This window comes from Microbacterium sp. Leaf161 (assembly GCF_001423645.1).
Lineage (GTDB): Bacteria > Actinomycetota > Actinomycetes > Actinomycetales > Microbacteriaceae > Microbacterium > Microbacterium forte.
The window spans coordinates 1,515,569-1,529,182 of record NZ_LMOW01000001.1 but is presented as its reverse complement, the minus strand read 5'-3'; the positions used below and the strand labels follow the sequence as shown (position 1 = coordinate 1,529,182).

Below are 13,614 nucleotides of genomic sequence, written 5' to 3'. Positions count from 1 at the left end.
GCCGGGTACATCATGTACGCCGACATGATCGACCGTCTGCGCGCGGACTTTCCCTCCGTGCCTGCGTGGCGGATCGATCAGATCGTCACCGCCGAACACGACGCGATCACCGGCGGGATACTCCGGATCGTGCCGGCCGAGGTCGAGTCCGGCGCGGCCGAGATGCTCGCACGCGAGGCGGAACCCCGTGGAAGTGAAGAAAGCCTGAGCGATGATGGCGAGGTGGCGTGATGGAGCGCTCTGAGGAGTTCAGCCGTTCCGGCTACTGGTACCCCGAGGCCGACAGCGCCAGCACCGTCGACGTTCTGAACCTGCTGCGTCGCTACCGCGCGGCCGAGACCGCGATGCGGGAACGCACACGCATCTCGATGAAGATGAACGAGACCGACCTCGTCGCCCTGCGTTTCCTGCTGCGCGAGCAGCGGGCCGGCCGCATCGTGCGAGCCATCGACATCGCCCGCATGCTCGACATCTCCACCGCATCGACGACGACGCTCATCGACCGCCTGGAGAAGGGCGGGCACGCGAGGCGAGAGCCGCACCCGACCGATCGACGTGCCGGAATCGTGGTGCCGACGGTCAGCAGCGACGACGAGGTTCGCGAGACCCTCGGTGCGATGCACAGGCGGATGCTGGCACTGGTCGACGAGATGAGCGACAAGGAGCGCGCCGTGGTCACGCGGTTCCTCGCTGGCATGACCTCGGCCATCGAAGAGGCGTCCGATCTCGACCAGGAACTGCGCGAGGTCATCCGCTCGCACGAGGAATCCGAGTCCTCCGGCGAGTGATCGTCGAGAGCCGGCCGACGATCGGCCGGCCACCCGACGCTCCGGTCAGGCCCTGTCGACGTCGCCCTTCGCCTGAGCGTCCGCCTCTCCCTCGGCATCCGCTGCGACCGCCACCCGCTCGGGGAAGAGCTCATCGAGATCGAGATCGGGATTCTCCTCCTGCGTCTCGACCAGCTCGACGGCCTCCTCGATCGTCTGCACGCTCGGCATCGCGCCGGGCAGCGGTCGGCGCGCCGACTCCTTGAGCACGATCACGGCGATGAAGCCGGCGACCGATGTGCCGATCACGTAGAAGGCCGGTGCCAGCGACGAGCCGGTGAGCTGCACGAGCGCCTCCATCACCACGGGCGCGGTGCCTGCGAAGAGCGCGACGGCGAGGTTGTACGAGATGCCCATGCCGCCGTAGCGCGACGACGTGGGGAAGAGCGCGGGCAGCGACGACGCGAGGTTCGCCACGTAGAACGTCACCGGGAAGGCCAGCAGCACGAGCCCGAGCAGCGTCGACCAGATCTCGCCGTGCATCATGAACAGGAACGACGGCACCGCGAGCACGATCGCCGAGATCGAGCCGATGAACAGCACCCTCTTGCGCCCGATGCGGTCGGACAGCTTGCCGGTGAGCGGAATGCAGAGCGCCATCGCCACGAGTACGGGCAGGGTGAGCAGAGTGCCGTGCACCTCGTCGTAGCCCAGAGTGCCGGTGAGGTAGGTCGGCATGTACGAGGTGAGCGCGTACCCGACGGTGTTGGCGGCGGCCACGAGCACGAACGCCGTGAGCAGCTCGCGCCAGTACGCGCGGATCAGCGCGATGACGCCCTTCGGCGCATCCGGCGAGGCCTGAGCGTCGTCAGCCGCGCGCTTCGCCGCGTCCTGCGCCTCCTGGAACGCCGGGGTGTCTTCGATCTTGAGACGGAAGTAGATCGCGATGAGTCCGAGCGGCAGCGCGACGAGGAACGGGATGCGCCAGGCGAAGCCCTGCATCGTCTCCGCCGAGAGCGTCAGCTGCAGGATCGACACGAACGCGGCACCGATCGCGAAGCCCATGTACGACCCGAGATCGAGCAGCGACGCATAGAAGCCGCGACTCTTGTCGGGTGCGTACTCGGTGATGAACGTCGTGGCACCGGCATACTCTCCACCGGTCGAGAAGCCCTGTGCGAGCTTGAGCACGATGAGCAGGATCGGCGCCCAGATGCCGATCACCGAGAAGTCGGGCAGCACGCCGATGAGGAACGTCGCCGCCGCCATCATGATCAGCGTGAAGGCCAGCACGCGCTGGCGGCCGAGACGATCACCGAGCTGGCCGAGCACGACGCCGCCGAGCGGACGGGCGACGAAGGTCACGGCGAACACGCCGAGTGAGAACAGCGACTGCGCTCCGGCGGACGCATCCGGCAGGAACGCGCGTCCGATGATCACGGCGAGATAGCCGTAGACGCCGATGTCGTACCACTCCATGAGGTTGCCGACCACGGTGCCGGCGACGGCGCGGCGCAGCATCGGGCGGTCGACCACGGTGACATCGTCGACCGTCAGTCGTCGCGGTTCGTCCGTCACCGGCCGCAGGCGACGGATCAGTCGCTGCCACAGGCTCAGGGGGGTGCTCTTCAGGGGATCGGACATCGTGCCATCTTCCTTCTCTTGCGGCATCCGCGTCGTACGGGGGAGGCGGCATACGCCGCCTCCCCGCCTGTGTCACTGTTGTCAGTTGTTGAAAGCGTCCTTGACGTTCTCGCCAGCCTGCTTGACGTTGGCCTTCGCCTGGTCGGCGCGGCCCTCCGCCTCGAGCTTCTCGTTGTCGGTCACCTTGCCTACGGCTTCCTTCGCCTTGCCGGCGAGGTCCTGCGCGGTGTTCTTGATCTTGTCATCGAGTCCCATGGGGGATCCTTTCTCTTACCAGCGGTGGTCTGCGGTCGGGGTGCTGTGATGTCGTCTCACAGGGGGATGTCGAGCGCGGAGGCCGCCAGCGGCAGGGTTGCCGCGGCGATGACCGCGATGAGGCCGGCGACTCCGGCGGACTTCCAGAGGGGCGGTCGCGCAGGGGCCACCGGGACGCGTCGGATCCCGGTCGAACGACCGACGGCCGCACGGGCCGAGAGCGGGGCGACGTCGACGGAGTCGATCGGCGCGAGACGGCGCGATCGGAGATCGCGACGTGTGCGGTACTGCGCTGCTGTCGACATGCTTCCCCTTCCTCGTCCAAAAGATTACTAGATGAACTAGTGATTCGCCAGCCTAGTGAAAACATCAGGCATCGCGCCTACGCTCGAGCCATGACCGAACTCACGCAGCCCACGGGGCACGAAGAGGCCCTTCGAGCCCTCCCCCGCGAAGACGGATCGGCACCTCGCGCGCTGGTGCTCGGTGCCACCGGATACATCGGCGGGCGGCTGACGCCACGACTGCTGAACGCCGGATACCGGGTGCGCGCACTGGCCCGTGACGCCGCTCGTGCGGCATCCTTCCCCTGGGGTCCCGACTGCGAGATCGTCGAGGGCTCGGCCGACGACGCCGAAGCCGCCGCCGAGGCCATGAAGGATGTCGACGTGGTCTACTACCTGATCCACTCGATGACCGCAGGCAAGGGGTTCGAAGAGAGCGACGAACGAGCGGCCACCACGGTGGCGGATGCCGCGGCCAAGGCCGGGGTGCGTCGGATCGTGTACCTCGGCGGACTGCATCCCGAGGACGCGAAGCTGTCGCCGCACCTGCGATCCCGAGTGCGCGTGGGCGAGATCTTCCTCGAGTCGGGCGTGCCCACGCTCGTGCTGCAGGCGGGCGTCGTGATCGGCTCGGGGTCTGCATCGTTCGAGATGATCCGCCACCTCACCGATGTGCTGCCCTACATGCCGGCGCCGAAGTGGGTGCGCAACCGCATCCAGCCGATCGCCGTGCGCGACGTGCTGCACTATTTGTTGGGCGCTGCCCGCGTCGACGACGACGTGAACCGCGCGGTCGACATCGGCGGACCCGACGTGCTGCGATACGGCCAGATGATGAACGGATACGCGCTCGAAGCCGGACTCCGTCAGCGTGCGATCGCCGCACTGCCGGTGCTGACCCCCGGCCTCGCCTCGCACTGGGTCAATCTGGTGACGCCGGTTCCGCGGTCGATCGCCCGCCCGCTCGTCGCGTCGTTGCAGAACGAGTGCATCGTGAAAGACCACGCGATCGACGGCCTCATTCCGCAACCAGACGGCGGGCTGACCCCGTATCGCAAGGCTGTCTCGCTCGCGCTGGGTCGTGACGCCGCAGACACCATCGAGACGAGCTGGAAGGATGCGGAGGTCTCGGGCGCGCCGAGCGATCCGCTGCCGAGCGATCCTGACTGGGCCGGTCGCACGGTGTTCACCGACACGCGCAAGCTGCGCACCGATGCACCGGTCGACGGCCTGTGGCGCGTGATCATCGGCATCGGCGGATCGAACGGCTGGTACTCGTCGAAGTTCCTGTGGGCGGTGCGCGGGTGGATGGACCGCCTCGTCGGCGGTGTAGGCCTTCGCCGCGGACGCCGCAGCAAGGCCGAGGCGCGCGTCGGCGACGCCATCGACTTCTGGCGCGTCGAGGCCGTCGAAGAGCCCGGGCGCAAGACCGACTCCTCCCCCGCGAGCGGCGGACTGCTGCGCCTGCGCGCCGAGATGAAGGTTCCGGGCGATGCGTGGCTCGAGCTGCGCGCGCTGCCCGACGGCGATGGGTCGCGCTACGAGCAGCGCGCCGTGTTCTTCCCCCGAGGGCTCGCCGGCCGGCTGTACTGGCTCGCTGTGCTGCCGTTCCACGGCTTCATCTTCGCGGGCATGGCGGCGAAGATCACCGATACTGCCGCGCTTCCCGTCGAGACGATCGCTCCGGGTGCGCCGGGTGCTGCGGATGCGCCGGGTGCGCCAGAGAGAGATCCGGCGACGGCCTGACCGCTCGCAGACTCGGCCTGTCTTCGCGGGCATGAGGCGTCGATTGCGCCTCCGGCATCCGGTTCGTGGTTGATTTCGCATCGCGCAGGCGGTGCGTGGTCAATTTCGCATCCGGCATCCGGTGCGTGGTCAATTTCGCATCGCAAACCGCTGATTCGGATGCTTTATTGACCACGCACAGAAGTGATGGGGCTCCAGAGGCCGGCGTGAGGGGTCAGGAGGGGCGCTCGGCGAGGCCGGAAGGGTCGGCACCGGCATCCGCACCAGGGCCAGCACCGGCATCCGCATGCGGATCCGCACCGACACCCGCACCCGCCCCGGCATCCGCCTCCGAAGAGGTCGCGGCGTCGGCGGGGATGATGTCGATCGCCTCGGTGGCCGTCGCGTAGACCTCGGCGAGGCTGTCGTCGACGTCGGCTTCGTCGATCCAGGCGAGGTCGTCTTCGGAGTGGTCGTATTCGACCGGCACGAGGGCGAAGTCGTCGCCGTACTCCTCGAGCCCCGCCATGACGCTGTGGCGCACGGCCATGCGGGCATAGCGGTCGCGCAGGATCAGCGGATCGCGCCGGAGGTCCTTCATGAACGCGACCATCATGAACATCATGATCACCGCGAACGGCAGGGCGGCGATGATCGTGACGTTCTGCAGCGATTTCAACCCGCTGCCCTCCTCGCCGGTGACGAGCAGCACCGCGGCGATGACTCCGACCAGCACACCCCAGACGACCGCGACCCAGCGCGACGGCTCGGGCCGCCCCTGCTGCGACAGCGTGCCCATCACGAGGGATGCGGAATCCGCCCCGGTGATGAAGAAGATCGCGATCAGCAGGATCAGCACGATGCTGGTGATCAGCGGGAACGGCAGGTTCTCGAGCACGCCGAAGAGGACTTCCTCAGGCGGATCGACCGTGAGGTTCGCGCCGTCCATCTGCTGCTGGATGGCCGTGGTCCCGAAGATCGCGAACCAGATGAGCGAGATGACGGCGGGCACGACGATGACGACCGACACGAACTGGCGGAGCGTGCGGCCGCGCGAGATCTTGGCGATGAACATGCCGACGAACGGCGACCACGAGATCCACCACGCCCAGTAGAAGATCGTCCAGCTCGACAGGAACATCTGCGCCTCGTCGCCCTGTGAGGCCGAGCGGGCGACCATCTCGGGCAGGTCGCCGAGGAACTGCACGGCGACCGACGGGATGACGTTGAGGATCAGCAGCGTCGGGCCCACGAAGAACACGAAGAACGCGAGCAGCAGCGCCACGACCGCGTTGATGTTGGAGAGCGCGCGGATGCCCTTCGAGACGCCCGAGACGGCTGATGCGATGAAGCAGGCCGTGAGCACGGCGATTGCGGCGATGAGCACGCCGTTTCCGAGTTCGCCGATGCCGCTGACGATCTCGACGCCGTGGCCGATCTGCAGTGCGCCGAGGCCGAGCGATGCGGCGGTGCCGAACAGCGTGACGATGATCGAGAAGATGTCGATCGTGCGGCCGAGGGGTCCGGTCGTGCGGCCTTCTCCCAGCAGCGGGGCGAAGATCGACGAGATCAGCGGGGTGCGGCCGCGGCGGAACGCGCCGTAGGCGATCGCGCCACCGACGAGCGCGTAGAACGCCCACGCCTGCGGACCCCAGTGATAGAGCACCTGGGCCTGCGCGGTGTGCATGGCCTCGAGAGTGTCGGCCTCGACGGTGCCGGGCGGCGGGTTCTCGAAGAAGGTGAGCGGCTCGGCGGCGCCCCAGAAGACGAGGCCGATGCCCATGCCGGCGGCGAAGAGCATCGAGATCCACGAGAACATCGAGAACTCCGGCTCTTCGTCATCGCGGCCGAGGGGGATGCGTCCGTAGCGGCTGAAGCCGATGAACAGCATGAAGACGAGGATGACGGTGGCGATCGTCGTGAAGAAGAAGCCGAAGTACTCGACGACCCACGCGAGCACGGTCGAGGTCGTGCCCGAGAGGTTGTCGCCCGCGAAGACTCCCCATGCGATGAAGGCGACGGTCAGCGCGACGGCGATTCCGAAGACGAGCGGGTCGGTGCGATACGTGCGCCCGGTCTCTTCGACCGAGACCCCTGGCACGAGCGCGGGGTGCACGCCGCGCGGCGGCACGGCCGCGATGTCGCGGACGATCTTCTGGGCGGCTTCCGTGGCCTTCGCAGCCTGTCGAACTGCGGCGGTGGTGGTCTTCGGAGCGTCGGTCCGTGAGGTGGGGGTGTCGTCCGGAGTGTCCATGAGAACCAATTCTCCCATGCCGGCATTCTGCGGCCGGATGGGAAAACCCAGATCACCCGGTCGATCGGCCGCGCGTCAGGACCGGACGCGCCGTGAGGATGCCCGAGGCTCTGGGTTCTCCGGGCGCGTCAGCCCCGCGTCGGGGGCATTGCGGCCCCGTCAGCGGGGCTGGCGGCGCCCGCCGAAGACCGAGTGAAGCAGGGGCAGTGCCGAGACGCAGAGGAGCGTGATGCCGAGCGGCGGGATCGAGGGCACCAGCAGCGCGCCGCCGACGAGCATCGCGGCGAAGAGCACGCCCGAGCCGATGCGGCGCGCGATGCCCTCGAGTCGGTCGAGGCGGCGTTCGAGGGCCGAGGTGTCGAACGTGACGTTGCCGTCGTCGACGCGGGTGATGATCGCGTCGATGCGCTTGGGCAGGCGGTATGTGACGGCGGCGGTCTCCATGGCCTGCTGAGCCATGTCCTGCATGAGGTTGCCCGATTCGTCGCGCAGCAGCCGTGCGGCGTAGGGCTCGGCGGCATCCCACACGTTGAACGAGGGGTCGAGGCTCGAGCACATGCCCGAGGTCAGCGACACGGCGCGGATCAGCAGCAGCATGTTCTCGGGCAGCTGCAACGGCAGCGAGCGCACCATGTCGCCGAACTCGTCGGCGAAGTCCGTGAACTCACGGGGGTCGACCTTGCTCAGCTCGGCGAAGCCCATGCCGCCGAAGCGGGCGAACAGCGCACGGAGCGCCCGTTCGAGCTCGGCGGTGTCGGCCGACGGCAGCAGCACGCCGATCTCCTGAGCCGCGGTGACGAGCCCGCGGCTGTCACGACCGGCGACCGCGATCAGCAGCGTGCGCAGGCCGTCGCGAAGGTTGTCCGGCACCTCGGCCATCATGCCGAAGTCGATGAAGGTCAAGCGGAAGTTCCTGCCGGTGGCGGATGCCGGCTCCGGCGTCACGAAGATGTTGCCGGGGTGCGGGTCGGCGTGCACGAAGCTGTGCGTGAACACCTGATCGAACATGACCTCTGCGAACACGTCGGCGACCTCCGACGGATCGATGCCCGCCGCACGCAGAGCATCGGTGTCGTTGATCTTGATCGCCGTGACGTCGGACAGCGTGAGCACGCGGCGCGTCGACCGCTCCCAGACGATCTCGGGAGCGTCGACGCGAGCATCCCCGGCGAAGTTCTCCCGGAACCGCTCGGCGCTCGCGGCCTCGTGCAGGTAGTCGATCTCCTCGAGGCTGGTCTGCGCGAACTCCTCGACGAGGCCGGGCGCGTCGACGCGGTCGCTGACGAGTCGCACGCGCATCGCCCAGCGAGCGACGCGGCGCAGCGCCGCGAGGTCGACCGCGACGATCTCGTCGATGCCGGGACGCTGCACCTTGACGACGACATCGGCGAGTCCGGTGTCGACGGCATCTTGCGCCGACAGGCGGGCTCGGTGCGCCTGGCCCAGGGATGCGGCAGCAACCGGTGTCTCATCGAACCAGGCATACGCCTGCTCCAGCGGCATGCCGAGTTCGGCCTCGGCGGCCGCGCGGATGCCGGTGAACGGCACAGCCGGAACCTCGTCCTGCAGGCCCTCGAGCTCTTTCGTGATCTCAGGGGGCAGCACGTCGAGGCGCGACGACATGAACTGCCCGACCTTGATCATGAGTCCGCCGAGCTCGACCGCGAGCACGTGGAACCGCTTCGCGAAGCGCTGCATGCGCGGGGCGCGGGTGCGCTCGGCGATCGAGCTCATGCCGAAGCGCGGCAGGACGAGCTCGAACCACCAGACCTTGATGAACTCGCGCGCCGCGAACGACAGGATGCGGCGGTACCGGGCACGATGGGCGCCCTGCGCCGCAGCATCCGTCATGTGTCGTCCCTGGGTCGTGTGCGATCAGTCCTGAGCGAGGATCGAGTACAGCCTACGGCGGGCCTCATCGAGGATCTCGACCGCCTGCTGCACCTGCTCGGTGCTGCCGCTGCGACCGACGGCTGCGGCGGCGGCCGCGAGGTCGACACCGGCCTTCGGCAGCGCGCTGTAGCGGGGGTTGTCGTGCGAGCCCTCGCCCTTCGACTGCGACTCCCACGGGGCAGGGGTCTCGGTGTGCTCGGCGGCGACGGCACGGCCGGCCTCGGTGAGCGAGTAGGTCTTGCGACCGTTCTGCTCATCGGCCTCGATGAGGCCTTCGTCGGCGAGCAGCTGCAGCGTGGGGTAGACCGAGCCTGCGCTGGGCTTCCACGAACCACCGCTGCGGTCGGCGATCTCGTTGATGATCTGGTAGCCGTGCATCGGCTTCTCGGCGAGCAGCGACAGCACCGCGGTGCGGACGTCGCCCTTAGCCATGCGCGAGCCGCCGCTGGGGCGCTGCTCGAACGTCTTGCGGAGCTGGTCCATGGCATCGAAGATCGCGGATGCGGGTCCGCCGGGGCCCGAGCCGAAGCCGGATCCGCCGAACGGGTTCGAGGGGAATGCGTTGTTCATGATGACCTCCCGGAAGTGGTGAGCGATAGTCAACGATATATCGTTAAGGCTGAGTGTCGGGTGGGAATCCGGCATCCTCGAGAAACTTCGGCGGATGTGTCGATCGCCCGATCGCTCGATCGTCATCCCTCTGTACGCTGACCGACGAACAGTGAGGATGAGACCATGCGCTACACACTGCTGTTGCACTACGAAGAGCTCGATGCCGAGGCTCTGGGAGCCGAGGCACTCGCAGAGGGCCAGGCCGCGTTCGCGAGCTACGCCGCCACACTGCAGGCGGCGGGAGTCCTAATCTCCGCCGAGGTCCTGCAGCCGTCGGCCGTGAGCACCACGGTGCGGGTGCGCGAGGGAGAACTGCAGGTGCAGGACGGCCCGTTCGCCGATACGAAAGAGCAGCTCGGCGGCACGGTCGTCATCGACGTGCCCGACCTCGATGCCGCGATCGGGTTCGCCCGTCAGGCGCCTCCGGCGTTCTGGGGCGCGGTCGAGATCCGCCCCGGGGCCGTGTTCACGGTCGACGGGATCTGGACGCCGAACCGATGATCCCCGAGGAGGTCCGCACCGCCGCCGAGCGCACGGCGCGGACCTCCTATGGCCGGCTCGTCGCCCTGCTCGCCGCGCGGACCGGCGACCTCGCACTCGCCGAGGACTCGTTGTCCGCCGCCTTCGAGGAGGCGCTGCGGCGCTGGCCCGACGGCGGTGTGCCCGACAATCCGGAGGGATGGCTGCTGACCGTGGCGAGGAACAGGCTGCGCGACGTGTGGAAGTCGATGGCGGCGAGAGCATCCGCTCCTCTCGATGAGGCGAGCGCGCGAGTCGACCCGCTCGCCGACCACGATCCGCTCGCGATCGGCGACAAACGGCTCGAGCTGCTGTTCGTGTGCGCGCATCCGGCGATCGATCCGACCGTGCGCGCGCCGCTCATGCTCCAGGCCGTGCTCGGATTCGAGGCCGCCGAGGTCGCACGGGCGTTCGCGGTTCCACCGCCGGCGATGGCGCAGAGACTGGTGCGGGCGAAGCGCCGCATCAGGGATGCTCGGATTCCGTTCGCGGTTCCCGATCGCCGGTCGATGCCCGAACGACTGCCCGCAGTGCTCGAGGCGGTCTACGGCTGCGCCGCCCTCACGTGGCGCGGGGATTCCGAGTCGATGGCGGGCGAGGCGCAGTATCTGGCCGTCACTCTGGCCACCCTGCTCGACGACGAGCCGGAGGCGTGGGGTCTCGCCGCCCTCGCGACGCTGGCGCTCTCACGGCGCTCTCGCGAGTTCGTTCCGCTCGACGAACAGGATCCCGCCTCGTGGGATGCCGAGCTGATCGCCGAGGGCGAGGCCTACCTGCGGCGCGCGCGGCCGGCGGGCGCCCCGGGGCGGTTCCAGCTGGAGGCCGCGATCCAGGCGGTGCACTGCGATCGGCTGCGCTCAGGCGTCACCGACTGGAGTTCGCTGCGGATGCTGTACTCGGCGCTGCTCACCGTCGCGCCGACGCTCGGCGCCCGGGTCGCGGCGGCCGTCGTCACCGCCCGGACCGACGGACCGGAGGCGGGGCTTGCCGCGCTTCCGTCCGGGTCGGACGGATTCCAGCCGTATTGGGCGGTGCGAGCGGGGCTGCTTGCCGAGGCCGGTCAGGATGCGACCGAGGCGTATGCCCGGGCGATCGCGCTCGCCGACGATGAAGCCGTCGCCGGCTTCCTCCGCGCACGCGCGGCAGCTCACACCCAGGGGCGCTGACGCGCACTGCACGCACGGGCTCCTGAAAGCAAGCCCCCTGCGCTCCACAGCCGACGATGTTTCACTGATGTCGATGTCGAATTCTGCTGCCGTTTCCCCTGCGTCCACGTCCATCCGGGTGAGCGTGGTCGTCCCTGTGTTCCGACCGGGAGCGGCATTCGACGAACTCATCGACTCCCTCGACCGACAGACGCTCGATCACGACCGGTTCGAGGTGCTGCTGTGCGACGACGGCTCGGGCGAGGAGACGGCCGCGCGATTGGTCGAGATCGCGCGCGATCGCGACTACGTGCGCGTGGCGTACCTTGCGCATTCGGGGTGGCCGGGAACCCCACGCAACCACGGCATCGACGATGCACGCGGCACGCACATCCAGTTCGTCGATCAGGACGACTGGCTCTACGACGGCGCCCTCGAAGCCCTCTGTGACTATGCCGACCAGCACTCCTCCGATGTCGTGGTGGGCAAGGAGGTCGGCATCGGCCGCCGGCTGCCGAGCCGGATCTTCCGGAAGGACGTGCCCCGGGCGCGCCTCGGCGAGGATCCGCTGCTCGAGATGCTGACGCCGCACAAGATGTTCCGCACCTCGTTCCTGCGCGAGAACCGCATCCGCTTCCCCGACGGCAAGGTGCGGCTCGAAGATCACCTGTTCGTGATGCGGGCGTACTTCGAGGCGTCGACGATCTCGATCCTCGCGAGCCAGCCCTGCTACGCGTGGGTCAAGCATGCGGGCAGCGCGAGCTCGTCGCGCATCGAGCCGGAGACGTACTTCCCTCATCTCGAGGCCGTCCTCGACCTGGTCGAGCGTTACACCGAGCCCGGGCGACTGCGCGACAGGCTGCTGCGTCACTGGTTCCGCGGAAAGATCCTGAAGCGGCTGACCGGCAAGAAGTTCCTCGGCTATCCGGATGAGTATCGCGACCGTCTGATCGACGTGGTCGGGCCGCTCGCGAAGCGCCGATTCGGACCGGGCGTCGACGGCGGCCTGTCGTTCCCGAACCGCATCCGGGCAGGGCTGCTGCGCGCCGATCGGCGGGCCGACCTGGTGGGCTTCGCACGGTTCGAGATGGAGATGAAATGCCGCGCGGTCGTGACGTCGGCACGGTGGTCGCGGGGTGGCGGCCTGTATCTGACGTTCGACGTCTCGGTCACCCGCGATGGACAGGAAGCCCTCGTGTTCGAACACGGCACGGGGCGTCTGACCTCGTTGCCGGTGTCGATGCACGGCCTGCCGACCGCTCTGCTCGAAGCAGGGCGCGAGCTGCAGAACGATCAGGTCGAGCTGGTGCTGCGCGACAAGGCTGCAGGGGTCGAGCGTCGCATCGCCTCCGTGCATCCGCGCAGCCTCGGTGCGATCTCCGTCGCGATCGATCCGCTGAAGGTGTTCGGGCCTGCCGACGAGTCACGCGGCGCGAAGCTGTTCGTGACGGTCAGGCGGGCGGGGTGGACGTTCGACGTGCCCCTCACCGCGGATGCCGCGACGCTCGCCGCCGCCGGACGCTCCCCCCTGCTCGCGGGTCGCACGTGCACGCCGGTCGTGGGGCGCGGCGGTTCTGTCGAGCTGCGCCGGCAGTGGCCCGGTGGGCGACTCAAGGACCTGGCCGGCCGTGCGGTGCGCCGCGTGCGGAGCGGGTCGCGCAAGAAGTGACGCTCAGCGCGGGAGCGTGAGGATCTCGGCTCCGGTCTCGGTGATCGCGATCGTGTGCTCGGTGTGGGCCGTGCGGCAGCCGGTGGCGCTGCGGAGGGTCCAGCCGTCGGCGTCGGTCACCAGCACGTCGGTGTCGGCCATGACCCACGGTTCGAGCGCGAGCAGCAGACCAGGGCGCAGCGTGTAGCCGCGGCCGGGGCGACCGTCGTTGGCGACGTGCGGGTCCTGGTGCATCGTCGAGCCGATGCCATGGCCGCCGAACTCGAGGTTGATCGGGTAGCCCGCACCGCTGAGCACCGTGCCGATCGCGTGCGAGAGGTCGCCGATGCGGGCGCCCGGGCGGGCGACGGCGATGGCCGCGGCGAGCGCGCGCTCGGTGGCGTCGATCATCGCGAGATCAGCGGATGCTGCGCTGTCGGTGGATCCGGCACCGCCGCCGACCACGAAGCTGATGGCGGCATCCGCCGAGATCCCGCGCAGCGTGACGGCGAGGTCGAGGGTGAGCAGGTCGCCGTCTGCGAGGGCGTAGTCGTGCGGCAAACCGTGCAGCACCGCATCGTTCACCGCGGTGCAGACGTAGTGGCCGAAGGGCCCGCGGCCGAACGACGGGGCGTAGTCGACGTAGCAGGACACTGCGCCGGCATCCTCGATCATCTGCTTCGTCCAGCGGTCGAGATCGAGCAGGTTCACGCCGACCGTCGTCCGCTGCTTAAGCGACTGCAGGATGCTGCCGACGAGCGCGCCGGCATCCCTCGCTCGGGCGAGCTGGTCGTCGTTGAGGATCTCGATCATTGTGGTCTCCGCGTTCGGCGTCGTGGTCATTCCAATAACTATCCCGGTAATACTA

Annotated in this window: 13 protein-coding genes; 6 read left to right on the top strand and 7 right to left on the bottom strand. The window is 68.6% G+C overall.

Annotated elements, in window-relative coordinates:
• Window positions 1–12 precede the first annotated feature (12 nt).
• Together ASF87_RS07505 and ASF87_RS07500 are read left to right on the top strand one after the other, a co-directional pair.
• Entirely contained in the window at window positions 13–231 is a 219-nt protein-coding gene (locus tag ASF87_RS07505; protein ID WP_235558902.1) for a hypothetical protein, read from the top strand.
• Window positions 231–788, top strand: a complete 558-nt coding sequence (locus tag ASF87_RS07500) for a MarR family winged helix-turn-helix transcriptional regulator (protein WP_056375338.1) — start codon at window positions 231–233, stop codon at window positions 786–788. Before ASF87_RS07505 ends, ASF87_RS07500 begins: the two co-directional genes overlap by 1 nt.
• Before the next feature lie 45 nt (window positions 789–833).
• Here ASF87_RS07500 and ASF87_RS07495 read toward each other — a convergent pair whose 3' ends face one another.
• The 3 genes from ASF87_RS07495 to ASF87_RS07490 all read right to left on the bottom strand — a co-directional run bounded on the left by ASF87_RS07495 (window position 834) and on the right by ASF87_RS07490 (window position 2,971).
• Window positions 834–2,411: an MFS transporter gene (locus ASF87_RS07495; RefSeq protein WP_082508891.1), complete on the bottom strand. Its 1,578-nt coding sequence runs from the start codon at window positions 2,409–2,411 to the stop codon at window positions 834–836.
• A gap of 81 nt (window positions 2,412–2,492) precedes the next feature.
• On the bottom strand, window positions 2,493–2,666 hold the full coding sequence (locus ASF87_RS17480) for a CsbD family protein (RefSeq protein WP_079112043.1): 174 nt from the start codon (window positions 2,664–2,666) through the stop codon (window positions 2,493–2,495).
• Window positions 2,667–2,722: 56 nt separating this feature from the next.
• Window positions 2,723–2,971 (bottom strand): hypothetical protein, encoded by a 249-nt coding sequence (locus ASF87_RS07490; protein ID WP_056375337.1) that lies wholly within the window; start codon window positions 2,969–2,971, stop codon window positions 2,723–2,725.
• Between the two features lie 90 nt (window positions 2,972–3,061).
• Here ASF87_RS07490 and ASF87_RS07485 point away from each other — a divergent pair, with 90 nt between their 5' ends.
• Window positions 3,062–4,696 carry an SDR family oxidoreductase gene (locus ASF87_RS07485; RefSeq protein ID WP_082508796.1) on the top strand — a complete coding sequence of 545 codons (1,635 nt, stop codon included), beginning with the start codon at window positions 3,062–3,064 and terminating at the stop codon, window positions 4,694–4,696.
• A gap of 214 nt (window positions 4,697–4,910) precedes the next feature.
• On the opposite strand, the gene ASF87_RS07480 is transcribed toward ASF87_RS07485, so the two are convergent.
• The 3 genes from ASF87_RS07480 to ASF87_RS07470 form a co-directional block, all read right to left on the bottom strand.
• On the bottom strand, window positions 4,911–6,947 hold the full coding sequence (locus ASF87_RS07480; RefSeq protein ID WP_235558901.1) for a BCCT family transporter: 2,037 nt from the start codon (window positions 6,945–6,947) through the stop codon (window positions 4,911–4,913).
• A 141-nt stretch (window positions 6,948–7,088) separates the two neighbouring features.
• The gene (locus ASF87_RS07475; RefSeq protein ID WP_056375336.1) at window positions 7,089–8,780 is read right to left on the bottom strand and encodes an ABC1 kinase family protein; all 1,692 of its coding nucleotides are present in this window, start codon (window positions 8,778–8,780) and stop codon (window positions 7,089–7,091) included.
• A 24-nt stretch (window positions 8,781–8,804) separates the two neighbouring features.
• Window positions 8,805–9,392, bottom strand: coding sequence for a PadR family transcriptional regulator (locus ASF87_RS07470; protein WP_042540719.1), 588 nt, complete (start codon window positions 9,390–9,392; stop codon window positions 8,805–8,807).
• Window positions 9,393–9,557: 165 nt separating this feature from the next.
• Between ASF87_RS07470 and ASF87_RS07465 the strand changes: the two genes are divergently transcribed.
• The 3 genes from ASF87_RS07465 to ASF87_RS07455 all read left to right on the top strand — a co-directional run bounded on the left by ASF87_RS07465 (window position 9,558) and on the right by ASF87_RS07455 (window position 12,767).
• The gene (locus tag ASF87_RS07465; RefSeq protein WP_056375335.1) at window positions 9,558–9,935 is read left to right on the top strand and encodes a YciI family protein; all 378 of its coding nucleotides are present in this window, start codon (window positions 9,558–9,560) and stop codon (window positions 9,933–9,935) included.
• On the top strand, window positions 9,932–11,119 hold the full coding sequence (locus ASF87_RS07460; protein WP_056375333.1) for an RNA polymerase sigma factor: 1,188 nt from the start codon (window positions 9,932–9,934) through the stop codon (window positions 11,117–11,119). Before ASF87_RS07465 ends, ASF87_RS07460 begins: the two co-directional genes overlap by 4 nt.
• A 73-nt stretch (window positions 11,120–11,192) precedes the next feature.
• On the top strand, window positions 11,193–12,767 hold the full coding sequence (locus ASF87_RS07455) for a glycosyltransferase family 2 protein (protein WP_162238676.1): 1,575 nt from the start codon (window positions 11,193–11,195) through the stop codon (window positions 12,765–12,767).
• Window positions 12,768–12,770: 3 nt separating this feature from the next.
• On the opposite strand, the gene map is transcribed toward ASF87_RS07455, so the two are convergent.
• Window positions 12,771–13,559, bottom strand: a complete 789-nt coding sequence (gene map / locus ASF87_RS07450; protein WP_056376400.1) for a type I methionyl aminopeptidase — start codon at window positions 13,557–13,559, stop codon at window positions 12,771–12,773.
• Between the last annotated feature and the right edge of the window lie 55 nt (window positions 13,560–13,614).

Coding starts and splice junctions, on each gene's coding strand:
- ASF87_RS07490 (WP_056375337.1), bottom strand. CDS start 2,971: ATGTCGACAGCAGCGCAGTACCGCACACGTCGCGATCTCCGATCGCGC.
- ASF87_RS07470 (WP_042540719.1), bottom strand. CDS start 9,392: ATGAACAACGCATTCCCCTCGAACCCGTTCGGCGGATCCGGCTTCGGC.
- ASF87_RS07505 (WP_235558902.1), top strand. CDS start 13: ATGTACGCCGACATGATCGACCGTCTGCGCGCGGACTTTCCCTCCGTG.
- ASF87_RS07495 (WP_082508891.1), bottom strand. CDS start 2,411: ATGTCCGATCCCCTGAAGAGCACCCCCCTGAGCCTGTGGCAGCGACTG.
- ASF87_RS07465 (WP_056375335.1), top strand. CDS start 9,558: ATGCGCTACACACTGCTGTTGCACTACGAAGAGCTCGATGCCGAGGCT.
- ASF87_RS07475 (WP_056375336.1), bottom strand. CDS start 8,780: ATGACGGATGCTGCGGCGCAGGGCGCCCATCGTGCCCGGTACCGCCGC.
- ASF87_RS07455 (WP_162238676.1), top strand. CDS start 11,193: ATGTCGAATTCTGCTGCCGTTTCCCCTGCGTCCACGTCCATCCGGGTG.
- ASF87_RS07500 (WP_056375338.1), top strand. CDS start 231: ATGGAGCGCTCTGAGGAGTTCAGCCGTTCCGGCTACTGGTACCCCGAG.
- ASF87_RS07480 (WP_235558901.1), bottom strand. CDS start 6,947: ATGGGAGAATTGGTTCTCATGGACACTCCGGACGACACCCCCACCTCA.
- ASF87_RS17480 (WP_079112043.1), bottom strand. CDS start 2,666: ATGGGACTCGATGACAAGATCAAGAACACCGCGCAGGACCTCGCCGGC.
- ASF87_RS07485 (WP_082508796.1), top strand. CDS start 3,062: ATGACCGAACTCACGCAGCCCACGGGGCACGAAGAGGCCCTTCGAGCC.
- map (WP_056376400.1), bottom strand. CDS start 13,559: ATGATCGAGATCCTCAACGACGACCAGCTCGCCCGAGCGAGGGATGCC.
- ASF87_RS07460 (WP_056375333.1), top strand. CDS start 9,932: ATGATCCCCGAGGAGGTCCGCACCGCCGCCGAGCGCACGGCGCGGACC.